This window comes from Streptomyces olivochromogenes, from assembly GCF_001514115.1.
Taxonomy (GTDB): Bacteria; Actinomycetota; Actinomycetes; order Streptomycetales; family Streptomycetaceae; genus Streptomyces; species Streptomyces olivochromogenes.
In genome coordinates this window covers 273,031-294,822 of sequence record NZ_KQ948460.1, presented here as the reverse complement: position 1 = coordinate 294,822, position 21,792 = coordinate 273,031, and the positions used below count along the sequence as shown (strand labels likewise).

The window sequence follows — 21,792 nt, the reverse complement described above, 5'->3', positions numbered from 1 at the left end:
AACCGGGTCCACCATGGCACCGGGTCGCGCACCCCGACCACCGTCAGCTTGTTGCAGAGTGCCGTGCGGAGGTGGGGATATTTCCGTACGTATAGGGGCGAGAGGGGGCGTGCGAAGGGCGCAGCCGTGTTGCGATGGCGGTCGGGTCCGCGCATAGTTGCGCTGCGGACGGCGCGGAGGCGCCGCATCGCGAGGATGCTGGAGCCAGGGGTGGAAGATGGCCGGGCACAGGAGGGACAGGCATCCGCACGGCGCTGACCGACTGTGCGAGGCCGGGGACCGGGTGTACTCCCGGGCCGTGCGGCGCGGACGCGTGCCGCGCGAGGACGCCGAGACGGTGCCCTGTCTTGTCGAGTTGGCACTGCTGCATCCGGACCCCGACGACATGGGGTGGCTGGTGCCGACCTCGCCGCAGGAGGTCATGACACGGCTGCTGCGCGGGGTGTACGAGGAGGTCAGCGCGAGCCAGACGCGGGTGGGCGACGCGGTGGCCGCCTTCGAGTGGTACGCCGGTCTGGGCGGGCGCGTCCAGGCGCCCACGGAGGGCGTGGCGATCCGCGTGCTCGACGGACTGCCCCGGATCCGGGCCGCGATGGACGAGGCGACCGAGGCGTGCGCGACCGAGGTGCTCACCGTGCAGCCCGGCGGCATCCGCCGCGAGGACGAACTCTCCGAGGGACTGCACCGGGCGCTGGAGATGCGCCGGCGGGGCGTGCGCATGCGCGACCTGTACACGCACGTGGCCCGGCACGGTCAGGGCCTGCACAACTACATGGAGCTGATGGGCGACGCGGCGGAGGCCCGCACCCTTGACGAAGTCGTCGAGCGCCTCATCCTCTTCGACCGCAAGGTGGCCTTCATCCCGGCGAACGCGGACCGCACGATCGCCCTGGAACTGCGCCACCCCGCCCTCGTCGACTACCTGGTCACGGTCTTCGAGCGGCTGTGGCGCCTCGCGATCCCGCTCGCCGCGCCGCTCCCGGAGACCGGCATCGACGGCATCACGCACCGCGAGCGGTCCATCGCGGCGCTGCTCGCCGAGGGACACCAGGACGCGGTGGTCGCGGAGCGGCTGGGGATCAGCGTCCGTACCTGCCGGGCGCACATCGCACGCCTCTCGGAGACCCTGGGCGCGGCGAGTCGTACGCAGTTGGGGGTGCGGATCGCGCAGGCGGGGCTGGACGGGCCGCCGCGCTCCCCGGAACTCCAGACACTCACCGCTCCCGGCTCGGCTCCTGGCCCTGTTCCTGTTCCTGATCCAGAATCCCCGACCGGCCTATGAGATAGCCGAGTTGCGCCCGGCTCTCACTTCCCAGGGTCGCGGCGAGTTTGGCGATGTGGACGCGGGCCGTACGGACGTTCATGCCGAGGCGGTCGGCGACGGTGGAGTCGGTGTGGCCTTCTATGAGGAGGCCGGCGATGGCGCGCTGGCGTGGGGTGACGCCGTTCAGGGACGGGCGTTGGACGGCTTGGGGGTACATGGGCGTGGCCAGGCGCCAGAGGCGGTCGAAGGTGGTGACGAAGTAGTCGACGAGGGCGGGGTGGCGGACTTCCAGGGCGAGGGAGCCGTCCTTGTCGGCGGGGATGAAGGCGATGGTGGAGTCCACGACGATGAGCCGGTCGGTGACCTCGTCGAGCGAACGGGCCTCGGCGTCGCCTCTCAGCTGCTCATAGCGGGCGAGGAGGGACGGGGCGTGTCGCAGCGTGTGCTGGTAGAGGGTGCGGATGCGGCCTCCGCGGCTCAGCAGATCCTGGTCGCGGGTCAGGGAGCGGGCCTGCGCCACCGCGCTGCGCCGACCGGTGTGGCCGGTGTGAGGCTGGATACACAGGAGTTCCCGGGTCGCTTCGGCCATGGCTTCGGTGATGGCCCGGTTGATCCGGTCCGAACCGCTGAGGACCCTGAGCATCGGGGTGTCCGACGCGGATGACGTGTGCCGGCCGTCGATACGCATGAGGGGTTCGAACACGGCGGCCAGCCGGGCCTCGCGCCGCCGCTCGTCCGCGATGCGGTCCTCGATGGCGCGCAGCAGCTGGTGGAGTGAGACGGCCGGGGCCGTGGGTTCCAGCCACTCCAGGTCCTCGATGCTCGGGTGGAGCAGGCCGAGGTCGATCAGGCAGGGGACGTCCGTGGCCTCATGGGTGGGTACGCCGCCGTTGCGTAACGCGCGTTCGTACAGGGTGCGGCCGGCCTCGCACATCTCGTCCGCTCCGTGGCTGTGTGCCTCGGCTGTCATGTGTGGTGCGCCTCCTCGCTCGTTCAGCGATCCTGGTCCAGGATCCCCGACTGGGCGATGAGGAAGCCGAGTTGGGCCCGGCTGCCGCTGCCGAGGGCGGTGGCCAGCTTGGCTATGTGGGCGCGGCAGGTGCGGACGTTCATGCCGAGGCGGCGGGCGATGGCCTCGTCGACGTGCCCCTCCACAAGGAGTTTGGCGATGGAGTGCTGGATCTCCGTGATGCCGTCGGGGGCCGTCTCGTAGGGGGCGCCGGCGCTCAGCGGGACGGACCGGCCCCACATGAACTCGAAGACCTTGATCAGGTAGCGGACGAGTCCCGGGTTGCGGAGTTCCAGGGCGACTTGCTGGTCGTCACGGGTGGGGATGAAGGCGACGGTCTCGTCGCAGATGATCAGGCGCTCGACCAGCTCGTCGATGGTGCGGTACTCCACCTTGCCGTTCGAGAGCTGCTCCACGTAGGCCAGTCGCTCCAGGTCGTAGCGGACCGTGTGCTGATAGAGCGTCCGGATGCGCACCCCGCGCTCGGTCAGCGGCCGGTCGCGCTCCAGCCCCTGGAGGACGCTGCGTTCGGAGAACCGGTTGCTCGGCTGGACCGTGAGCATCTCGGTCTGACACTGGGCCGTGGCCAGGTTGAGCGCCGCGTTGATGCGGTCGCCGCCCTCCAGCACCGTGATCGAGTGCGTGGTCGCCGTCGTCAGCGTGCTGAGCGCCATGAACGGCTCGAAAGCATCGGACAGTTCGATTGACCAGCGCCTGCGCTCGGCTATCTCCTGCTCTAGGGGGTTGAGCCGTTGAGCCAGGGCGACTGCCGGAGGTACGGGTCGCAGCCAGTCCGGGTCATCGGGATCAGGGTGAAGAAGGGACAATTCCATCAGACAGGAAGCCGACTTTACGTCTTCGCGGGCGATACGTCCGGTGCGCAGGGCATGCGCATAAAGTCGGCCACCTTCCTCACACAGTTCGGTCACCGCATGGGGATGTGTCGCTTTAGTCCGATTCGTTGCCAAATCTCCACCCCCCAGGGTCCTGAACGTGCAGGAACATGATGCACCGATTGTGTGGCCATGACGTGCCCGAATGAGCCATCGTCGTATCCGACGGGGGAAGAGGGGACCTTCAAGTGAGGACGAAGCCGACTATGCGTAACAGAATGCTTCGCTCGGTGCTTGTCGCTGCCTTCTCTGCCGTTGTGGCCATCGGAGCTCTGAGTGGCCTATCCGGTACGAAGAGCGACATGCGAGCGGACAGCAAGTGGCCGGCGGTCGCCGTGTCCACCACGCCCGTGGACACGGCAGAGGGAGCTGGAGGCTGACGTGACCACTCCACCCGACGACCGCTCCTTCCGTCGAGAAATGGCCACCGCCTACCGCTCTGGATGGCACTTCATCGACCTGGCCACCGCCATTCCCCACAGTGGCGACTCGTTGATGGTGACCGTGTTCGGAGAGCCGGTCGTCGTCACCCGGGACGACGACGAGGATGTCCGGGCGTACCCGTGTCTGCGGCGCCCGCGCGGCGCGCCGCAGCCCGTGCGATGTGCCATTCGGTACGGAATGATCTTTGTGAACCTCGACCAGCGTGACCACCAGCTGGCCGAGCCGGAAATCCCGGATGTAAGGACCATCTCAGCCACCCCCCGCAGTGCCTGACGCGATTCCCCCGTCGTAGTAGATCGCGCAGGTACTTCCCCCCGCAGCGGCGTCACCGTGACCTGAACACGGTGACGCCGCTGCAGTTTTGGGCGAAAGATCCAGGTATCCGCCCATCTTCATGCCATCTCCACAACGGCTGAAATCAGCCGGGCCTCACGGCCGGGTCCCGTCGGCCGGGTCCCGTGCCCGGGGCGGGTCAGCAGGGTTTCACGCCCGAGGCTGGTCAGCCGGGTCCCGTGCCTGGGGTCGCTCAGCTGGATTCCGCGCCCGGGATTGGTCAGCCGAACCCCCGCGCCCGGGGTCGGTCGGCTGGACTCCGCGCCCGGGTCGGTCTGCCGAACCCCGTTGCCTGGGACTGGTCGGCCGAACCCCCGCGCCCCGGACCGGTCAGCCGCACCCCCTCACCTGGGGGTCGGTCGGTCGAACCCCCGTGCCCGGGGTCGGTCAGCCGTGGCCCATCGCTGAGGTCAGGGTGATCTCGATCGCCACCCGGTCGGGGTTCGGCGAGGGCACCCTCCCGTACCGCTCCGCGTACCGCCGCTCCGCCTCCGCGACACGCGCGGGGTCGGTGGCGATCCTCGCGCGCCCCTCCAGCGTCGCCCAGCGGCGCCCGTCCACCTGGCAGACCGAGACGCGCGCCCCCTGCGCCCCCGCGGCCAGTACGTGCCCCACCTTCGCACTGGACTTGTTGGTGATCACCCGAGCCAGGCCCGCCTCGGGGTCGTATGTAACCCCGACAGGCACGACGTGCGGGCTGCCGTCCGCCCGGAGGGTGGTGAGGGTGCACAGATGGCGTTCCCGCCAGAAGGTGAGGTACGCGGGGTCGGGATCGTGGGGGTCCACCGGGTATGCGCTCATGGTCGGAAATGTATCCCCACCCGTGGGCGCCATGGCTTCCCCGGCCGTCCTTGAGTGGAATAGACTCAACTTTGTGTACGTTGGGTGAGTCAGTCCGTACATCAGAGTCGTACATCAGGGTCGTATTGAGGAGGAGAACGCGAACGTGGACGCCGAGCTGACCAACAGGAGCCGGGACGCGATCAACGCGGCCACCAGCCGGGCCGTGTCCGAGGGGCACCCCGACCTCACCCCTGCCCACCTGCTGCTCGCGCTGCTCGGTGGTCAGGAGAACGAGAACATCACCGACCTGCTGGCCGCGGTCGACGCCGACCAGGCCGCCGTACGGGCAGGGGCCGAGCGCGTTCTCGCCGGCCTGCCCAGCGTGACCGGATCCACCGTCGCGCCCCCGCAGCCCAACCGCGAACTGCTCGCCGTCATCGCCGAGGCGGCCGACAAGGCGAAGGAGCTCGGGGACGAGTACCTCTCCACCGAGCACCTCCTCATCGGGATCGCCGCGAAGGGCGGCCCGAGCGGCGACGTACTCTCCCAGCAGGGCGCCAGTGCGAAGAAGCTGCTTGAGGCGTTCCAGAAGAGCAGGGGAGGACGCCGGGTGACGACCCCGGATCCCGAGGGCCAGTACAAGGCGCTCGAAAAGTTCGGTACGGACTTCACCGCCGCCGCGCGCGAGGGGAAGCTCGACCCGGTCATCGGCCGGGACCAGGAGATCCGCCGGGTCGTGCAGGTGCTGTCCCGGCGCACCAAGAACAACCCCGTCCTCATCGGTGAGCCCGGCGTCGGCAAGACCGCCGTCGTGGAGGGGCTCGCCCAGCGGATCGTGAAGGGCGACGTGCCCGAGTCGCTCAAGAACAAGCGGCTCGTCTCGCTCGACCTCGGCGCCATGGTGGCCGGGGCGAAGTACCGGGGTGAGTTCGAGGAGCGCCTGAAGACCGTCCTCGCCGAGATCAAGGACTCCGACGGGCAGATCATCACCTTCATCGACGAGCTGCACACGGTCGTCGGCGCGGGTGCGGGCGGCGACTCCGCCATGGACGCCGGCAACATGCTCAAGCCGATGCTCGCCCGCGGTGAGCTGCGGATGGTCGGTGCCACCACCCTCGACGAGTACCGCGAGCGGATCGAGAAGGACCCCGCCCTGGAGCGCCGCTTCCAGCAGGTCCTGGTCGCCGAGCCGTCCGTCGAGGACACCATCGCGATCCTGCGCGGACTCAAGGGCCGCTACGAGGCCCACCACAAGGTCGTGATCGCGGACAGCGCGCTGGTCGCCGCGGCCACCCTCTCCGACCGGTACATCACCTCCCGTTTCCTGCCCGACAAGGCCATCGACCTCGTCGACGAGGCCGCGTCCCGGCTGCGCATGGAGATCGACTCGTCCCCCGTCGAGATCGACGAACTCCAGCGTGCGGTGGACCGGCTGCGCATGGAGGAGCTGGCCCTCGACAAGGAGACCGACCCCGCCTCCCGGCAGCGTCTGGAGAAGCTGCGCCGCGATCTCGCCGACAAGGAGGAGGAGCTGCGGGGCTTGACCGCCCGCTGGGAGAAGGAGAAGCAGTCCCTCAACCGCGTCGGCGAGCTGAAGGAGAAGCTCGACGAGCTGCGCGGCCAGGCCGAGCGCGCCCAGCGCGACGGCGACTTCGACACCGCCTCCAAGCTGCTCTACGGCGAGATCCCCACGCTGGAGCGCGACCTGGAGGAGGCCTCCGAGGCGGAGGAGGAAGCCGCCAGGGACACCATGGTCAAGGAGGAGGTCGGCCCCGACGACATCGCGGACGTGGTCGGCTCCTGGACGGGCATCCCGGCCGGGCGCCTCCTGGAGGGCGAGACCCAGAAGCTCCTGCGCATGGAGGAGGAGCTGGGCCGCCGTCTCATCGGCCAGAGCGAGGCGGTCCAGGCCGTCTCCGACGCCGTACGCCGCACCCGCGCCGGAATCGCCGACCCGGACCGGCCCACCGGATCCTTCCTCTTCCTCGGCCCGACCGGCGTCGGCAAGACCGAACTCGCCAAGGCCCTCGCGGACTTCCTCTTCGACGACGAGCGGGCCATGATCCGCATCGACATGAGCGAGTACGGCGAGAAGCACAGCGTCGCCCGGCTGGTCGGCGCCCCTCCCGGGTACATCGGCTACGAGGAGGGCGGCCAGCTCACGGAGGCCGTGCGCCGCCGCCCGTACAGCGTCGTCCTGCTGGACGAGGTCGAGAAGGCGCACCCGGAGGTCTTCGACATCCTCCTCCAGGTGCTGGACGACGGACGGCTCACCGACGGACAGGGCCGCACGGTCGACTTCCGCAACACCATCCTCATCCTGACCTCGAACCTGGGCAGCCAGTTCTTGGTCGAGCCGCTGACCTCCGAGGAGGAGAAGAAGCAGCAGGTCCTGGAGGTCGTGAGGGCCTCCTTCAAGCCAGAATTCCTCAACCGTCTCGACGACCTCGTGGTGTTCTCGGCCCTCAACATGGAGGAGCTGGAGCGCATCGCCAGGCTCCAGGTCGACCGGCTGGCCAAGAGGCTCGCCCAGCGCCGGATCACCTTGGAGGTCACCGACGCGGCCCTGGCCTGGCTCGCGGACGAGGGCAACGATCCGGCGTACGGGGCCCGGCCGCTGCGCCGCCTCGTCCAGACCGCGATCGGCGACCGGCTCGCCAAGGAGATCCTGGCGGGCGAGGTCAAGGACGGCGACACGGTCCGGGTGGACGCCTTCGGGGACGGCCTGATCGTGGGGGCCGCGCAGTAGCCCGGACGGGCTGATTCCCAGCGGTCGACGGCGCCGGTCCCGGCGGCGCCGTCGTCACTGGCCGCATCGGATACACACTCCCGGTGGTGGTGGCCGTGCCTTTGCCTGTGGGGGTTGCCACTGACCGCCCGTGATGGGGGAGGATGGCAGCATCCGTACGAAGGGAAATACACGGTGAGCATCGACCCGTCCTCGATTCCGAATTTCGGGGGCCAGCCCGAGCCGCAGCCCGGCGGACCGGCGGGCCCCGTCGTCCCGGATCAGGACCTCGTGAAGCAGCTCCTGGATCAGATGGAGCTGAAGTACGTCGTCGACGACGAGGGTGACCTCGCGGCGCCGTGGGAGGAGTTCCGTACGTACTTCATGTTCCGCGGCGAGGGGGACCAGCAGGTCTTCTCGGTGCGGACGTTCTACGACCGGCCGCACCAGATCGACGAGAAGCCGACTCTGCTGGAGTCGATCGACGACTGGAACCGCCGCACGCTGTGGCCGAAGGTCTACAGCCACACGCACGACGACGGCACTGTCCGCCTGATCGGCGAAGCACAGATGCTGATCGGCACCGGCGTCGCCCTCGAGCACTTCGTTTCGTCGACGGTCAGCTGGGTGCGGGCCGCCATCGAGTTCGACAAGTGGCTCGTCGAGCAGCTCGGCCTCGAGCAGGAAGTCAACGAGGCGGAGGAGAAGCCCGAGGACGACGACGAGGAGTAGTCCTCCCACCAGGTTTTAGAGCGGCGTGTGCGCGATGACGACCAGATACGCGCCGTAGGCGAACGAGAGCCCGGCCAGGGCGCCGACCACCAGGACGGCGTGCCAGGGCCGGGCTCTTGCCGTGCGGACCAGCGCCCGGGCCAGCGGCAGCAGCAGCGGGAACGCGGGCAGCAGGAAGCGCGGCTTGCACTCGAAGAATCCGGAGCCGCCGAGCGCGATCAGCAGCAGTACCCCGCTGTGCACGAGCAGGGGCAGCGGGGCACGGTCCGCGATCAGCAGCGCGTACAGCAGTACGGCCGCCGCCACGACCACCATCGTCATCGGGAACACGAAACGGTCGCCGTGCGTCAGCAGATGCCGGACGAAGCGCAGTGAGCCGACGCCGAAGTCGAAGCGCGAGCCCCACAGCCGCTGCACCTCGAAATAGCCGCCGAGCGGATCTCCCTCGCGCCGGCCCACCCACAGCACATAGCCGCCCCAGCCGACCGGCGCGAGCGCGGCGCCCGTCCACAGCCTGTGGGAAACCCGGCCGCGCCGCCGCCAGACCTCGCACGCCGCCGCGGCCAGCACCGCCGCGGCCACCGCGAGCCCGTTCGGCCGCGACATGCCCGCGAGCGCGGCCAGTGTGCCCGCCCACAGCCAGCGCCCGGTGAGCACCGCGTACAGCGACCAGGCGGCGAAGGCGGTGAGGACGGGCTCGGTGTACGCCAGGGACAGCACGATCGAGTGCGGGAGCAGGCCCCACAGCAGGACCAGCACGGTGGCGACGGCGCGGCCGTGCAGCCGGGCCCCGATCGCGTAGATCCCGCAGGCGGCGACCGCGGCGGCGGTCCAGGCGACCAGCAGCCCCGCCGCGCCGCCGCTCAGCGCGGTCAGCGTCGTGACGGCGCGGATCAGCCCCGGATACAGCGGGAAGAAGGCCAGGTCGCTGTGGACGACGGTGGGCCTGAAGTACTGGGTGCGTCCGTAGCCGTGCGCCGCGATCCCCAGGTACCAGAGCGAGTCCCAGGACCGGCCGAGCAGGGCGAGGGGGCGCTTGCCGCCCGCCCAGGCTGTTCCGGCGAGCACGAGAACGCCGACGAGTCGCGCCGTCGCGAACAGCGCCAGCGCCTGCGCGAGAGGGGGCAGGCCGTGCGCGGGGCGCGCCGGACGGCCGTGCCCCCCGTCACCGGGCTTCGGGGCGGCGGGGGCCGGAAGGGTACTGGCGTGGGTCACACCCGAACTCTGCGTCCCTTACGGAGTATTTGCGAGCTTTACACGCCTGGGTGGGTACGGTTTCCCCCACTTCGGCGCGCCGTCCCCACCGCCTTGGGCCCCCGTGCTACCAGGCCGCCTTGAGCCGCTTCGCCGCCTCCTCCAGCACCTCGGTCCGCTTGCAGAACGCGAACCGCACGAAGGGCGCGCCCGCCTCCCGGTGGTCGTAGAAGACCGCGTTCGGGATGGCGACGCCCCCCGCCTCCGTGAGCCCGGCCGCCAGTACGTCCCGCTTGGCCGGCATGTCCGCACGGAGCGCCGCGAAGTATGTGTCCGGCAGCGCCAGCGCCTCGGCCACGGCGTACTGGAACGGCCCCGACGCCACGTACGTCAGGAACTGCTTGGCCGACCGCACCGCGGTGACGAGGTCCGGCGTGCCCGTCACCCAGGTGACGCCTCTTTCGTGCACTCATTCGCGTGTCGCGTAACAGGCCCGCCAGGTGGTGTAGGGAATCAAGGCACCGGAATCCGCAGGTCGGGGGCGGTGGCTCCGTCGTGCGGTACTGGACGATCGGGCATCGCACTGAAGGGCATCTGCCCGTGAGGCAACCTCAACACTGTCTCAAGTCCCTTTACTTGGGCCCTTATCGATCGTTTACTAACCACCCTGCCCCATGATGGGGCGTCTCCGGGCGCAGGGAGTGACCCCAACGGCCGCTGCCCACAAGGTATTTGCCAGCCGTATCGGCATGGAGGCGCGCCGTGCAGGGGGCACTATCGTGCGGCACCGCAGCCCGATCGACCAGGCCACGGTGCCGCCACAACGGCCGCCCGGCGCCGAAACCCCGGCAGGCAAGCAGCCCGACAAAAGCAAGGGGACAACCGGCTAGAGCGGTCAGACAGAAACGAACGGGGAGACCACCGCTGTGACTTACCGCACGACGGACAACCAGAGAACGGGACCACAAGAGGACTTCAGCTCGATCCCAGCCGCTCCTCCCACTCCCGGGGACCTCCACGCCATCCCCTCCCTCACCCCCCGGGAACGCGAAGTCCTCACCCTGCTCGGCTACGCCGCCGACAATCGCGAGATCAGCCGTCGGCTCGGCATCGCCGAACGCACCGTCAAAGCACACCTGACCAACCTCATGACCAAGATCAAAGTATCCAGCCGCACTGAAGCGGCCCTCTATGCCTACGCCCATCACGGCAGCCTCACCGACCGGCCCTGAGGGTCTCGTTCGCCTTCCTCCCGTGCGGCCCGTCCGGCCCGCCGTCACACCCTGAGCTTGACAGTGCGCATATCGCTTATCGATACTATCGATAAGCGATATGCGTGCTGCGGACGACAGGGGGAACCATGGGTACGAAGTCCTGGTGGAGCCGGACCGACAACCGACTGCTCGAGGTGGCTCTGGGCCTGGCCACTCTGTTCGTCGGCGTCTTCGGGGTGCTGGTCCCGGCCCTCGGGGTGGTCGGCCTCATCGACCCGGTGGACAGCCGCGAGGTCAAGACCGCGACCACGACCCAGGTACCGGGCACCGTGACCGACGCGGTGGCGGGCCACGGCATGACCCTCACCGGCACCCACCGGGCCGACCTCGTCTTCGCCCATCCCGACCTGGGCCGGCGCCTGTTGCTCGCGCTGCCGGACGTCATCGGCAGCCTGCTGCTGCTCCTCGTCCTGACCCTCCTCGTCCAGATGGCCAGGACCCTGCGCGACGGCGACGTCTTCGTGCCGAAGAACGCCCGCCGTCTGAGCGTCATAGGGCTCACGGTGCTGGTGCTGGCTGTCCTCTCCCCAGTGCTGCCGGCGCTCACCACGCAGGCGCTGGTGAGCGGCACCCCCATGGCCGAACAGATCCCCTTCTCGGTCACCTTCACCGGCGAGTACGTCCTGCTCGCCTTCCTCATCCTGGCCCTGGGCGAGGTCTTCCGGCGCGGCACGAAGCTACGCGCCGACACCGAGGGGTTGGTCTGATGCCGCCAGAGGACGAACACCGGGTTCAGGTCCACCTGGACCGGCTGCTCGCCGAGCGCGGCATGACCCTTTCCGAACTGGCGGCCAGGGTCGGGGTGACCGTGGTCAACCTCTCCGTCCTGAAGAACGACCGGGCGAAGGCGATCCGCTTCTCCACCCTCACCGCCATCTGCCGCGAACTGAACTGCCAACCCGGCGACCTGCTCAGCGTCCGCGAGGACTGACCCCGGGCGGCCTTCGCCGAAGAGAACCCATAGCTGCGTTACCTGGACAAGGGATGACTCATGGAGATGACCTCTGCCCGGCGTCTGGCACAGGCCGGTGTGATCGCCGTGTGTGCCGCCGCTCTTGCGGCCTGCGGGGCCTCGTCGCGTTCTTACAACGTGTCGGGGGCTCCGGGGGGTGACAGTGCCGCCTGCTCCGGTCTGGTGGGCAAGGCCCCACAGAAGCTGGGGGGTTACAAGCGCAGCGATTCCGACCAGAAGGGGACGGCTGTGTGGGGAGACGGTGATGTGGTTCTCCGGTGCGGGAACATCTCGGACGTTCCGGAGTCGGCTTCGTGCACGTCGGTGAAGGGCGTCGACTGGGTCGTGAACGCGAGGAAGACCCACGACGGGGTGAAGACGGTTCTGTCGTACGGGCGTAGTCCTGCGGCCGAGGTCACGGTGTCGCAGCAGATCAAGGACCAGGACGCCGTCATCGGGAAGGTGTCCGGGATCGTGTCGGGTCTGACGAAGCAGAAGACGTGCGCGAAGCGGAGCTGAGTTGGGCTGAGTTGGGCTGGTAGCCCTGGAGGGCAGGGTGCCCGAAGGTGCGATGGTGACGGGCGTGGCGAGGCCGTAGAAATCTGTTGAACATGCGTGCGGGTGCCGACTGCGGTGCCGGGCGCATGGTCAAGGAAGTATTTCCACTTCTACGGGGAGAAATCATGCGTAACCTCTCGCGTCTGGCCTCTGGCGGCGCTGCCGCGGTGGCCGCCGGCGCGCTGCTGTTCTCGGCCGCGCCCGCGCACGCCACGTCGGCCTCCAACAGCTGGAGCATCCCGGGCGGCCACAAGATGCAGGTGAACGCCTGGCACTGTGGCGCGTACGTGAGCGCCTGCGACTGGAAGGCGTCGACCAAGCTGTACAAGGGCAGGTCCCACGATAGTGCCCAGTGGGTGCAGAACCGGGCCATCCTGGCCGCTCACGGAATCAGCGTCTCCCTCACGATCTCGAAGAACCCTGAGGCGACGCTGACGATGAACAGCAGGTCGCAAGGCACGGTTCGCTGGAAGAACTACGGCGGGCACAAGTGGATCTCGGACACCTACGGCCAGATGAAGCCCAGCAGGCTGACCGTGTACGTGTCGACGAAGTCCTGCGGCTCGGCCCAGATCACCAGCCGCATCAAGTTCACGGAGAAGTGCGTCTACGCCGGCGCCTCCTGATCCGCGCTTGACGCCGCACACCAGCTGACCGTCTCTGCCCCCGCCTCCTGGCGGGGGCAGAGTTCGCTTACGGGGGAGAACAAGCATGTCTCACGCCAGGAAAGGTGCGAGGAAGGCGACGTGGGCGGCTGCCTCGGCCTGCGTCATGATGCTGGCCGCGTCCTGCACCTCGCAGGGCAGCCACCGTGAAAGCACGGAACCGGCCTACTTCCAGAACCTCGTCAGCCAGGCCAACGGTCTGTACTACCACCCCTTCCTGAGGGAAGAGCGCGGCAGCCCCGAAGCCCAGTCCTACGCGCTGCGCATCCTGGCGGAGACCGGCACGAAGCCGAAGGTCACCGTAGACGCCAAGACGGCCGCGGCGCTGCGCTCCGACGCGGTCACGACCTCTGCGCTGTGGGGGAGGTACTGGCTTGTCCCTCTGCGCGACGCCGGGGTGTCGGGGGTACTGGGGCCGGGCGACGCGCGGAGCGTGGAGAAACTGCGGACCGGCACGGGGTGGTACGAAGATCCCGCGCTCGAGGAGAAGAGCGACGAAGGGCGCCTCGGTGCCACCTGGGCCGCGCTGGAGGTGGAGGCGGCCACTGGATCCCTCGGGGAGCTTCCTGCTGCCGACAAGGTGGCCACGGCCCGCCGGCTTGCCCAACTGGCAGGCAGCAAGCCTACGTTGGCCGATGCCGCGGTCCTGGCACGCTGCCTTCATCTGCTCGGCAAGCCCGTCCCCGCCTCCCTGACGTCCATGCGGGCTCCGGACGTGAGCGGGTTCACCGAGCGGCCGGACCAGGAACGCGCCACCCTGCTGGAGGACACGTACAACTACGTACTGCTCCAGGAGTCGGCCGGCGAGAAGCCGCAGGTGAACCGGAAGACATGGCAGCAGGCCCTGTCCCACAACGTCGAAAGCCTCGACTACGAGCAGCTCTACAGCCTGGTGCACATCCTGCGCGCCACCGGCAGCCCCCAGAGGGCGTTCCCGGCGGTCACCCGCCGCCTGGAGCGGGAGCGCATGCCGGACGGAACGGTGCGTGACCCGTCCTCCTACCTCGGCACGCCCGACGCGTCGCTGTTCGTGCAGCGGCTACGGAGCGTGGCCGGATGGACTGTGCGGGACAAACGTCTGCTGGCCGCGGCCGAGAAACAGGCCGGCTCCCAGGACGCACCCCGCGACGGCGCCGCACGGCTGACCATGGCCGCGCTCGATCACAGCGCCGGCGGTGAGCCGCTTTCCCGTCAGGAGGCCGCGCTGTGCCAGGATCCGTCGACGGTGCCGGCCACGGTCACCGCGGACAACGTGGCGGACTGGCAGCGTGCGGTGTGGAACTGCGCGGAGTCCGGCGTACCGGTACCGGTTCCCTCCGTCACGCGCTGGAGTGTTGACGGTCTGGAAGGTGCGCAGGCGGCCGCCACGCTGGTGGTCGGCCTGCACCAGGACGGCCGGGGGGACCGGATACCCGGCTGGCTGACCGCGGACGCGCTCAGGCGGTGGGCAGACGACCCGGGGCCTCGCGCAAGCGTCTATGACCGTGCGGTGATCGTCCGCGCCTACCTGCTGCTCGGCGGCCATGCCGACGAGTCCCTCGTCGAACACCTCACCGGTCAGTTCAAGGCGCACAGGGGCTGTCCGGGGCTGCCCGGCCTGTACCGACCCGATGACGAGCCGGGCTGTGACCTCAAGACGACGTTGGCGGTGTGGGACCTGGACAAGGCACTGGACGGAAAGCTCGGGGCTCTGCCCTCGTAGGGCTCCTCAGGACTCCTTGAGACAGAACTCGTACAACTCCTCGATACAGAAAGTGAGTAGAACCTCCTTGAGCACGCTGTTGACGGCGAGTGGGGTGGGCAAGTCCTATACGCTGCGCGGCCAGCGGGTCGACGTCCTCCAAGACATCGATCTTGCTGTCGCGCCGGGATGTGTCATCGCGCTCGTCGGACATTCCGGATCGGGTAAATCCACCCTCATGCACATTCTCGGGCTGCTGACGAAACCCGACACCGGCCGGGTGGATCTGGAGGGCCGCGATACCCGCGGCCTGTCGGACGGCGCGCTCGCGGACCTGCGGCGCCGACGTCTGGGGTTCGTCTTCCAGTCCTACAACCTGCTGCCGCAGCACAGCGCCCTGCGCAATGTCCTGCTTCCGTACACCGGCAGGCGCCGGGAGGCAGAGGCCCGGGCGCGCGGTCTGCTGGAGCGCGTGGGGCTGGGAGACCGGTGCGAGCACCGGCCCGGCGAGCTGTCCGGGGGCGAACAGCAGCGCGTGGCGCTGGCCCGGGCGCTGGTGAACGATCCACCGCTGCTGCTGGCCGACGAACCCACCGGAAACCTGGACACCGAGAGCGAGGCCCTGTTGCTCGGCTTGTTCCGGGAGTTGGCGGAAGGCGGGCGGGGAGTGCTGGTCGTCACGCACAACCAGGCGGTCGCGGATGCGGCCGACATCGTTCACCGACTGGGCCGGAACGCGGCTCTTTCGGCACAGGACGAGACCAACGGCCGCTCCTGGGCGCACTCCCGGGGTTCGCGGGAGGGCAAGCTGTGAACCTGTTCCAGGTGGCGTGGTGGAACGTACAGGCGCTGCGCAGGCGGCTGTTGGGGCTGGTGGCGATGGTCGCGGTTGTCGGCGCGGTGTGCCTGAGCGCGATCGGGATCGCCTCGAACGCGCAGGGGACGACGACCAGCAAGGTCGGGGAGTCGACGGCGAACCGGTCGGTCACGGTCGACTCGCCGGACGGGGGTCCTGATACGGCTCGGCTGACGGAGGCGACGGAGAAGCGTCTGGCGGGGATCGCTCACGTGGAGTCGGTCCAGCACAGGCTTCAGGTGTCCATGCCGGTACGGGACAACCCCGAGGGGGCCGATCTGCTGTACGCGACGACCTACCGCGAGGCGCTGACGCCCCCCGTGGTCAAGTCGGTACGCAAGCAGTTGTTCCCGCTGCACCGTGGAGAGGTGGTCTTCCCCGCCTCCACACACGGGGTGGACCTGTCTTCGATGCTGGGCAGGACGGTGACGGTGGACGCGCACCGATATGTGCGGCCCGGCGTGGGGGACACGGTGAGTGACCGGGTGAAGGTGGTGGGCCTGTACGACCCGAGCTGGCAGTTCGACGGCCTGGACGTCGCGTATGCGGACGACGCCACCGTGGTGAAGTGGGCGGCGGCCGCGGCCGGCAAGACGACCGACGACTATCTGCGCACGTCGGGCTGGGATCAGCTGACGGTGGTGGCTGACAGTGCCTCTCAGGTACCGGGCGTGCTCAAGGCCGTGCAGAGGATGAACTACCCGGCCGTCACCTTGCAGCAGCAGCTTCAGGCGCTTCCTGGAGTGCTGCGGTTGGTCAGGCTGACCGGGAACGTACTGCTCGGCGTCCTGGGCGTGCTCGCCTTCGCCGGCGCGGTCACGGTGACGGGTGCACTGGGGCGGCAGCGGGCCCAGGAAGTGGGCATTCTCAAGGCAGTCGGTTTCCGTGGCCGCTCGGTGATGGGCATGCTCGTGGCGGAGATGGCGATCGCCGGGGTGGTGGCGGCCGCGGCCGGTGTGGTGCTGGCGGTGGGCGCCTCCAGCGCGGCGGCCGCCGGTCTTCGGCGTATCGGAGACATCGCCCCGTATGTGCGCGACGCGGTGCCGCTGCCGGGGACGTCGACGCTGATCTCCCTGTCGGTCGCCACAGTTGTCGTCGTAGCCGCCGGCGCCGTGCTCCCGGCACGTCGTGCCGCGCGCATGTCCCCCACCGAAGCCATGAAGGATTGGTGATCCCTGTGATGCGGCGCAAGATGTCGTACGCCGCGCTCGCGGTGTCCGCTGCCCTGTTGGCCTCCTGTTCCGGTTCCAACGATGTGGAGTTGGGAACGGACTGGAAGGGATCGCAGACCTTTGTGACGGCGAGCGTCGCCGGACACACAGTGCTGGTCGGCATCGATCCCGAGGCCCACCACGCGCAGGCGCTGGCTGTTGTGCCGCAGAAGGACGGCGACGACGACGTGCAGGCTCCTCAGCTCGTGCAGTTGGCCGACGGGACATGGTGGCTTTCGACGCCCCGCAAGGGAAAGCGTCCGGACCGGCTCTTCACGTTGGACACCGCCCGGCACGCCCTGGCTGAGAAGGACGATGACACTACGGAGCGGCTGCGTGAACTCGTGCCGGGCAAGAGCCTGGTCGCGGCCGTTCACGGCTCCTCCGAAAGCGCCGCAAGCGATCAGGGCGCTGCCACGGCGGACAGCGAATCCACCAGTGTGCTGGTACGCGATGCGAAGACGTGGAAGAAGGTCCGGGACGTGCGGGTGCCGGGATCGGTCACGCTGGCGGCGTCCGATCCGTCCAGCGACACGGTGTGCCTGGCTACCGGACAGGGATCCGACACGAAGGTGAGTGTGCTCGACCTCACCACCGGCAGGATCAGGCAGGCCGGCGGGGCCGGCGGTGTGCAGGTGCAGCAACTGGCATGTCGGGCAGGCACCCCGGTCCTGGCCGGTACCCCCGCCGGGAACAACCGGGGAAGCACGGTGAAAGTGACCCTCAAGCACGCGGACGAGGCAACGGTGGTGAGTGTGCACGGCGGACGGGTCGATGCCGTGCAGGCGTCGAAGAACGCCGTCGTGGTCGCGGTGAACCGCGGGGAGGACAGCGACCTCATCGAGCTGGACCGGACGAGCGGGCGTGAACTGCGGCGCGTGGCGGTCAAGGGCATGGACAACTCGTATCTGCTGCGGCACACGCGGGATGGCTGGGTGATGGTCTCGGACAACACCGCGACCGTGGTGAACCTGGACGAGGGGACGTCCCGGACGTTCAACCTGCCGGGGACGCTGACAAGCTTCTGAGCCTGCGCGAAAGGGGCCTCCGCGACGGCTTCCCCTGCTGCTCGTGGTCGGCTGTCCAGGGCGGAACGCCGACTCGGCCTCCACCCCTCGTCATCCGCGGGACGACGGAGGCCGCGACCGGCCGGGAGGAGCTGCGCAGGGTGGCGCTGCCGAACGCGCATCGCGGGCCTGCTCGATCCTTGAGTCCTGTCAGCTCTCGTAGCGGTAGTGGCACTGCGCGATCAGGACGGCGTCCTCGGTGGCCTTGTAGATCAGTCGGTGCTCGTCGTTGACGCGGCGCGACCAGTAGCCCTGGAATCCGTGCTTGAGCGGGTCCGGTTTGCCGATCCCTCGTTGCCGTTCCGGGCAATGTCCGCGAGGTACGCCGTCTCCTTCAGGGACTCGTAGTCCTCGAGGGCGACGATGACGACCGGCTCATGCCCGGCCCGGGTGATGACGACCTCTTCGCGGTCGTCGGTGACTGCGTTGAGCACCTCGGCGTAGCGTGCGCGCGACTCGGAATACGTCATGGTCTTCGCGATCGGCCCTCCCTTCACGTGAAAGAAGTTGTACGTCTGTCCCTGTAGCGCGGCAAGCGCCGGAATGACGGCCGTGACCGGGCGGCCTCCGGCGCGAAAGCTCCCCGTAGGGCGGCGGTCAGTGCGCGAATGCCTTGCGGAGCCGTTCCGCCGCGTCCACCAGCACCTCGGTCCGCTTGCAGAACGCGAACCGCACGAAGGGCGCGCCCGCCTCCCGGTGGTCGTAGAAGACCGCGTTCGGGATGGCGACGACCCCGGCGCGCTCCGGGAGCGCACGGCAGAAGGCGAAGCCGTCGGACTCGCCGAGCGGCCGGATGTCGGTGGTGATGAAGTACGTGCCCGCCGGCTGGAAGACCTTGAACCCCGCCTCCGTGAGCCCGGCCGCCAGCACGTCCCGCTTGGCCAGCATGTCCGCACGGAACGCGGCGAAGTACGTGTCCGGCAGCGCCAGCGCCTCGGCCACGGCGTACTGGAACGGCCCCGACGCCACGTACGTCAGGAACTGCTTGGCCGACCGTACGGCGGTGACGAGGTCCGGCGTGCCCGTCACCCAGCCCACCTTCCACCCCGTGAAGGAGAAGGTCTTTCCCGCGCTGCCGATGGTGACCGTCCGCTCCCGCATCCCCGGGAAGGACGCCAGCGGCAGGTGCTCGGCCTCGTCGAACACCAGGTGCTCGTACACCTCGTCCGTGATGACGAGGAGATCCCGCTCGACGGCGAGTTTCGCGATCTCCCCGAGCTCCTCGCGGGTCAGGACGGTGCCGGTCGGGTTGTGCGGGGTGTTGACGAGCAGCAGCCGGGTGTTGTCGGTGACCGCGTCGCGCAGCTCGTCGAGGTCGAGCCGGAAGCGCCGGTGGGTGACTCCGTCGCGGGTCTCCTCGTGCGGGCGCAGGGTGACCGGGATCCTGGTTCCGCCCGCCATCGCGATGCTGGCCGCGTACGAGTCGTAGTACGGCTCCAGGGCGATGACCTCGTCACCGGGTTCGACCAGCGCGAGCAGCGACGCCGCGATGGCCTCCGTGGCACCGGCCGTCACGAGCACCTCGCGGTCCGGGTCGTACGCCAGTCCGTACCGGTGCTTCTGGTGCGCGGCGATCGCCGTACGCAGCTCGGGCACGCCGGGGCCCGGCGGGTACTGGTTGCCGCGCCCGTCGCGCAGCGCCCGTACGGCCGCCTCCCTGATCTCCTCGGGCCCGTCCGTGTCGGGGAAGCCCTGGCCCAGGTTGATCGACCCGGTACTCAGGGCCAGGGCCGACATCTCGGCGAAGATCGTCGTGCCGAACTCGGCGAGTCGGCGGTTGAGGAGGGGGCGGCGGCCGTTGGAGGTCATGCCGGTCATCCTGCGCCGAAGTTCTGGACTTCCTCAACTTACGTTCACGATTCGGTACCTGCGCTGGTGAGGGGCGGACGGCAGACGTGGGCAGGCCCTAGACGCGGTCCTGAAGGACGCAGCTCCACACGTGCGTGCCCGCGACGCTGCCGTCGGCGCGCACCGCCTCCAGCGTGTAGAAGTACGTGGTCCCCCGCACGGCCGTGGTGTCCGTGTAGGCACGGGTCTCCGCCGGCAGCAGTCCGGCGTGCAGCGGCTCGTACGCCTTCGTGGCCGCGTTCCACCGGCTGACCCGGTAGCCCGCGACGGTGTCGCACTCGGCCGTCTTGTCGCACCTCCAGTTGATGGACGGCCCCTTCACGCCGGGTCCGCCGATCAGGCTGTCGTAGCCCATGCTGCCGAGGTCCCAGTCCCGGGTGACCGTCACGGACGGGCGGACGTCCAGCTCGGTGGCCTCGACGACCGTGACCTTCGGGTCGCTCGGGAGCAGCGCATTGCCCCAGCGGTCCCTGGCGACGACCGAGTACACGTACGTCTCGCCGTCCGGCACGTCGCCGCACAGCACCGCGAGCGGGTCGCTCGTGCCCTCCCAGCAGGAGCTGGTGCCGAGCCATCTGATCGTGCCGTCCGCCTGCCGGGTGCCGTTCCGGACCACGTAGCTCTCGACGTCGTCGTCGGTCGAGGCCGCCCAGCTCAGCAGCACACCGTCGGTACGCGGGGTGGCCTTCACACCGGTGACCGGGCCGGGCGCGACGCGGTCGCCGGTGCGGACGACGAGCGGGGCGGACAGCGCCGACTCGTTGCCGGCCGGGTCCACCGCCGCGACCGCGTACGTCACGTACGTGCCCGCGGGCATGCCCAGGTCGTGGCACTTCCCGCCGGTGCTGGTCTCGTCGCTCTCCTCGGCGCAGGTCACGCGGGTGAGCGCGGCCGGGTCGAGGGTCTTGCCGGTCGAGCGGTAGACGTGGTAGGTCCCGCCGTTGTCGAAGTCCTCGTAGAAGCCGTCGGGCTGATTCCAGTACACGTCGGTGTAGCCGAAGCCGACCACGGAGCCCAGGGAGGTCGGGGACTTCGGCGGCGTCCGGTCGACGCCGTCGCCGGTGACGGTGGCGTACGCCGACGGGTTGCCGAGCGCGTCGAGGGCGCGGACCCGGTAGTAGCGGGCGGTGTTCATGGGTGCGTCGGTGCGGTACGACGTCGTGGTCGTCGTGCCCAGCAGCTCGAACGGGCCGGTGGCCGCGGAGGCGGCGTACACCTCGTACTTCGCGGCGTCGGCGCCCGCCTGCCAGGACAGGGTGGCCCACCACGCGTCGCTGGTGACCCTGAGACCGGTCGGCGCCGCCGGGCCCGTGCGGTCCACGGTCGCAACGGTGGCGTCGGGGCTGCCGGCGGACTCGCGGCCCGCCTTGTCGACGGCGCGGACCTCGTACAGGAAGGTCTGGCCCGTGGCGGGCGTCGTGTCCACGAACGACGGGGAGGTGAGCAGCGACGGGCCGCCGGCCCTCGCCCACTGGGTGGTGCTCAGCCGGCGGTACACGCGGTAGCCGGCCAGGTCCATCTCCTTGTTCGCGGCCCAGCGCAAGGTGGTCTTCGTGGTGTCCCGGTTGTACGCGGCGGTGAGGCCGGTCGGGGCGAGCGGCTTGACCGTGTCGACGGCGGCCTCGGTGCGCGGGGCGTACGTGAACGCGGCGTTGGCGGTGCCGGTCCAGGCGACGTAGTCCACGCGCAGCGTGTGCTTGCCGGCCGGGACGGTCAGGTCGACGGTCTTGCGGGCGGTGGTGGAGACGTTCTTCCACAGGTCGATCTTCCGCACGCCGTCGACGTAGACGCGCATGCCGTCCTGCGTGGCGGCGGAGAGCCGGAAGGGGCCGCCGGAGCCGAAGTCCCGGGTGAGGGACCAGCGGACGGAGAAGTTGTCCTTGGGCAGCGTGACGCCGGTCGGGTCGCCGTATCCGTAGTTCTCACTGATGGCGGAGTCGCAGGCGGTCAGCTTCGGCGTGCCGCTGAAGGTGGAGTTGCCGAAGTACTGCGCCTTCCAGACAGGAGAGGTGCAGGTGACGGCCGCGGAGGCCGGGGAGGCGGTGATCAGGCCGCCGGTGGCGGCGAGGGTGGCCGTCGCGGCCAGCGCGGTCAGCCGGGTACGAGTCATCACAGAGAGTGGGGCCCCTTCCGGACCAATGGGAAACAGGCGAAACAGATGGTGCCTGTGTGACCCATGAGGCGAGGGCAGGGTTGCCCCGCCGCTCACCTCTTTCACGGACGTTCTCGCCACGCGTCGGCCATCGGTTGGATCGACTTGCTCCACCACTGCGGGACGCGGCAACCCTCTGAACTTGCTC

The 21,792-nt window shown here is 69.4% G+C and carries 20 protein-coding genes and 2 pseudogenes; 13 read left to right on the top strand and 9 right to left on the bottom strand.

What is annotated here, in order from left to right; all coding sequences use genetic code 11:
* Positions 1-217: 217 nt before the first annotated feature.
* Positions 218-1,282, top strand: a complete 1,065-nt coding sequence (locus AQJ27_RS27155) for a helix-turn-helix transcriptional regulator (protein WP_067374186.1) — start codon at positions 218-220, stop codon at positions 1,280-1,282.
* Here AQJ27_RS27155 and AQJ27_RS27150 read toward each other — a convergent pair.
* On the bottom strand, positions 1,215-2,234 hold the full coding sequence (locus AQJ27_RS27150; RefSeq protein WP_067374183.1) for a helix-turn-helix transcriptional regulator: 1,020 nt from the start codon (positions 2,232-2,234) through the stop codon (positions 1,215-1,217). The two genes, AQJ27_RS27155 and AQJ27_RS27150, sit on opposite strands and share 68 nt — an antisense overlap.
* A gap of 23 nt (positions 2,235-2,257) precedes the next feature.
* Positions 2,258-3,241, bottom strand: coding sequence for a helix-turn-helix domain-containing protein (locus AQJ27_RS27145; protein ID WP_079065279.1), 984 nt, complete (start codon positions 3,239-3,241; stop codon positions 2,258-2,260).
* Between the two features lie 345 nt (positions 3,242-3,586).
* Here AQJ27_RS27145 and AQJ27_RS27140 point away from each other — a divergent pair, with 345 nt between their 5' ends.
* A complete protein-coding gene (locus AQJ27_RS27140; protein ID WP_067374178.1) occupies positions 3,587-3,883 on the top strand; it encodes a Rieske (2Fe-2S) protein in 297 nt (98 codons plus the stop codon).
* Positions 3,884-4,330: 447 nt separating this feature from the next.
* Here AQJ27_RS27140 and AQJ27_RS27135 read toward each other — a convergent pair whose 3' ends face one another.
* Positions 4,331-4,744 carry a pyridoxamine 5'-phosphate oxidase family protein gene (locus AQJ27_RS27135; protein ID WP_067374426.1) on the bottom strand — a complete coding sequence of 138 codons (414 nt, stop codon included), beginning with the start codon at positions 4,742-4,744 and terminating at the stop codon, positions 4,331-4,333.
* A gap of 145 nt (positions 4,745-4,889) precedes the next feature.
* On the opposite strand from AQJ27_RS27135, the gene clpB reads away from it, so the two are divergent.
* Entirely contained in the window at positions 4,890-7,475 is a 2,586-nt protein-coding gene (gene clpB, locus AQJ27_RS27130) for an ATP-dependent chaperone ClpB (protein WP_067374176.1), read from the top strand.
* 174 nt (positions 7,476-7,649) lie between these two features.
* Positions 7,650-8,186: a YbjN domain-containing protein gene (locus AQJ27_RS27125; RefSeq protein WP_067374173.1), complete on the top strand. Its 537-nt coding sequence runs from the start codon at positions 7,650-7,652 to the stop codon at positions 8,184-8,186.
* Between the two features lie 15 nt (positions 8,187-8,201).
* Here the strand turns inward: AQJ27_RS27125 and AQJ27_RS27120 are convergent, their stop codons facing one another.
* Both AQJ27_RS27120 and AQJ27_RS27115 read right to left on the bottom strand, forming a co-directional pair.
* Positions 8,202-9,401: a hypothetical protein gene (locus AQJ27_RS27120; RefSeq protein WP_201264347.1), complete on the bottom strand. Its 1,200-nt coding sequence runs from the start codon at positions 9,399-9,401 to the stop codon at positions 8,202-8,204.
* Positions 9,402-9,507: 106 nt separating this feature from the next.
* Positions 9,508-9,834: pseudogene (locus AQJ27_RS27115) on the bottom strand (aminotransferase); the annotation flags it as partial.
* A 472-nt stretch (positions 9,835-10,306) separates the two neighbouring features.
* On the opposite strand from AQJ27_RS27115, the gene AQJ27_RS27110 reads away from it, so the two are divergent.
* The 9 genes from AQJ27_RS27110 (at position 10,307) to AQJ27_RS27070 (ending at position 17,605) form a co-directional block, all read left to right on the top strand.
* Positions 10,307-10,612 (top strand): helix-turn-helix domain-containing protein, encoded by a 306-nt coding sequence (locus AQJ27_RS27110; protein ID WP_067374165.1) that lies wholly within the window; start codon positions 10,307-10,309, stop codon positions 10,610-10,612.
* A 128-nt stretch (positions 10,613-10,740) separates the two neighbouring features.
* Positions 10,741-11,361: a DUF2975 domain-containing protein gene (locus AQJ27_RS27105; RefSeq protein ID WP_067374162.1), complete on the top strand. Its 621-nt coding sequence runs from the start codon at positions 10,741-10,743 to the stop codon at positions 11,359-11,361.
* Positions 11,361-11,585, top strand: a complete 225-nt coding sequence (locus AQJ27_RS27100) for a helix-turn-helix domain-containing protein (protein WP_067374159.1) — start codon at positions 11,361-11,363, stop codon at positions 11,583-11,585. Before AQJ27_RS27105 ends, AQJ27_RS27100 begins: the two co-directional genes overlap by 1 nt.
* A 60-nt stretch (positions 11,586-11,645) precedes the next feature.
* Positions 11,646-12,125, top strand: coding sequence for a DUF3515 family protein (locus AQJ27_RS27095; protein WP_067374156.1), 480 nt, complete (start codon positions 11,646-11,648; stop codon positions 12,123-12,125).
* Between the two features lie 164 nt (positions 12,126-12,289).
* Positions 12,290-12,790, top strand: coding sequence for a hypothetical protein (locus tag AQJ27_RS27090; RefSeq protein WP_067374153.1), 501 nt, complete (start codon positions 12,290-12,292; stop codon positions 12,788-12,790).
* Positions 12,791-12,875: 85 nt separating this feature from the next.
* Positions 12,876-14,531 (top strand): hypothetical protein, encoded by a 1,656-nt coding sequence (locus tag AQJ27_RS27085; protein ID WP_235613624.1) that lies wholly within the window; start codon positions 12,876-12,878, stop codon positions 14,529-14,531.
* Between the two features lie 67 nt (positions 14,532-14,598).
* The gene (locus tag AQJ27_RS27080; protein ID WP_067374147.1) at positions 14,599-15,324 is read left to right on the top strand and encodes an ABC transporter ATP-binding protein; all 726 of its coding nucleotides are present in this window, start codon (positions 14,599-14,601) and stop codon (positions 15,322-15,324) included.
* The gene (locus AQJ27_RS27075) at positions 15,321-16,538 is read left to right on the top strand and encodes an FtsX-like permease family protein (RefSeq protein WP_067374144.1); all 1,218 of its coding nucleotides are present in this window, start codon (positions 15,321-15,323) and stop codon (positions 16,536-16,538) included. The genes AQJ27_RS27080 and AQJ27_RS27075 overlap by 4 nt, the downstream gene beginning before the upstream one ends.
* 8 nt (positions 16,539-16,546) lie before the next feature.
* Positions 16,547-17,605, top strand: coding sequence for a hypothetical protein (locus tag AQJ27_RS27070; protein ID WP_244313873.1), 1,059 nt, complete (start codon positions 16,547-16,549; stop codon positions 17,603-17,605).
* A 189-nt stretch (positions 17,606-17,794) separates the two neighbouring features.
* Here AQJ27_RS27070 and AQJ27_RS58845 read toward each other — a convergent pair.
* From AQJ27_RS58845 to AQJ27_RS27055, 4 genes and pseudogenes are all read right to left on the bottom strand, one after another.
* Positions 17,795-17,878 (bottom strand): annotated as a pseudogene (locus AQJ27_RS58845) (Txe/YoeB family addiction module toxin); the annotation flags it as partial.
* Complete coding sequence (locus AQJ27_RS52560) at positions 17,857-18,114, bottom strand: type II toxin-antitoxin system Phd/YefM family antitoxin (RefSeq protein ID WP_079065292.1); 258 nt, start codon at positions 18,112-18,114, stop codon at positions 17,857-17,859. The gene AQJ27_RS52560 and the pseudogene AQJ27_RS58845, both read right to left, overlap by 22 nt.
* 127 nt (positions 18,115-18,241) lie before the next feature.
* Positions 18,242-19,462, bottom strand: coding sequence for a pyridoxal phosphate-dependent aminotransferase (locus AQJ27_RS27060; protein ID WP_067374138.1), 1,221 nt, complete (start codon positions 19,460-19,462; stop codon positions 18,242-18,244).
* Between the two features lie 88 nt (positions 19,463-19,550).
* On the bottom strand, positions 19,551-21,602 hold the full coding sequence (locus AQJ27_RS27055; protein ID WP_067374136.1) for a PA14 domain-containing protein: 2,052 nt from the start codon (positions 21,600-21,602) through the stop codon (positions 19,551-19,553).
* Positions 21,603-21,792 lie beyond the last annotated feature (190 nt).

Bases quoted from the DNA above. Each gene is read 5' to 3' on its own strand.
- AQJ27_RS27105 (WP_067374162.1), top strand. From the start codon at position 10,741: ATGGGTACGAAGTCCTGGTGGAGCCGGACCGACAACCGACTGCTCGAG.
- AQJ27_RS52560 (WP_079065292.1), bottom strand. From the start codon at position 18,114: ATGACGTATTCCGAGTCGCGCGCACGCTACGCCGAGGTGCTCAACGCA.
- AQJ27_RS27155 (WP_067374186.1), top strand. From the start codon at position 218: ATGGCCGGGCACAGGAGGGACAGGCATCCGCACGGCGCTGACCGACTG.
- AQJ27_RS27090 (WP_067374153.1), top strand. From the start codon at position 12,290: ATGCGTAACCTCTCGCGTCTGGCCTCTGGCGGCGCTGCCGCGGTGGCC.
- AQJ27_RS27070 (WP_244313873.1), top strand. From the start codon at position 16,547: ATGCGGCGCAAGATGTCGTACGCCGCGCTCGCGGTGTCCGCTGCCCTG.
- AQJ27_RS27055 (WP_067374136.1), bottom strand. From the start codon at position 21,602: ATGACTCGTACCCGGCTGACCGCGCTGGCCGCGACGGCCACCCTCGCC.
- AQJ27_RS27095 (WP_067374156.1), top strand. From the start codon at position 11,646: ATGGAGATGACCTCTGCCCGGCGTCTGGCACAGGCCGGTGTGATCGCC.
- AQJ27_RS27140 (WP_067374178.1), top strand. From the start codon at position 3,587: ATGGCCACCGCCTACCGCTCTGGATGGCACTTCATCGACCTGGCCACC.
- AQJ27_RS27100 (WP_067374159.1), top strand. From the start codon at position 11,361: ATGCCGCCAGAGGACGAACACCGGGTTCAGGTCCACCTGGACCGGCTG.
- AQJ27_RS27085 (WP_235613624.1), top strand. From the start codon at position 12,876: ATGTCTCACGCCAGGAAAGGTGCGAGGAAGGCGACGTGGGCGGCTGCC.
- AQJ27_RS27060 (WP_067374138.1), bottom strand. From the start codon at position 19,462: ATGACCGGCATGACCTCCAACGGCCGCCGCCCCCTCCTCAACCGCCGA.
- AQJ27_RS27135 (WP_067374426.1), bottom strand. From the start codon at position 4,744: ATGAGCGCATACCCGGTGGACCCCCACGATCCCGACCCCGCGTACCTC.
- AQJ27_RS27150 (WP_067374183.1), bottom strand. From the start codon at position 2,234: ATGACAGCCGAGGCACACAGCCACGGAGCGGACGAGATGTGCGAGGCC.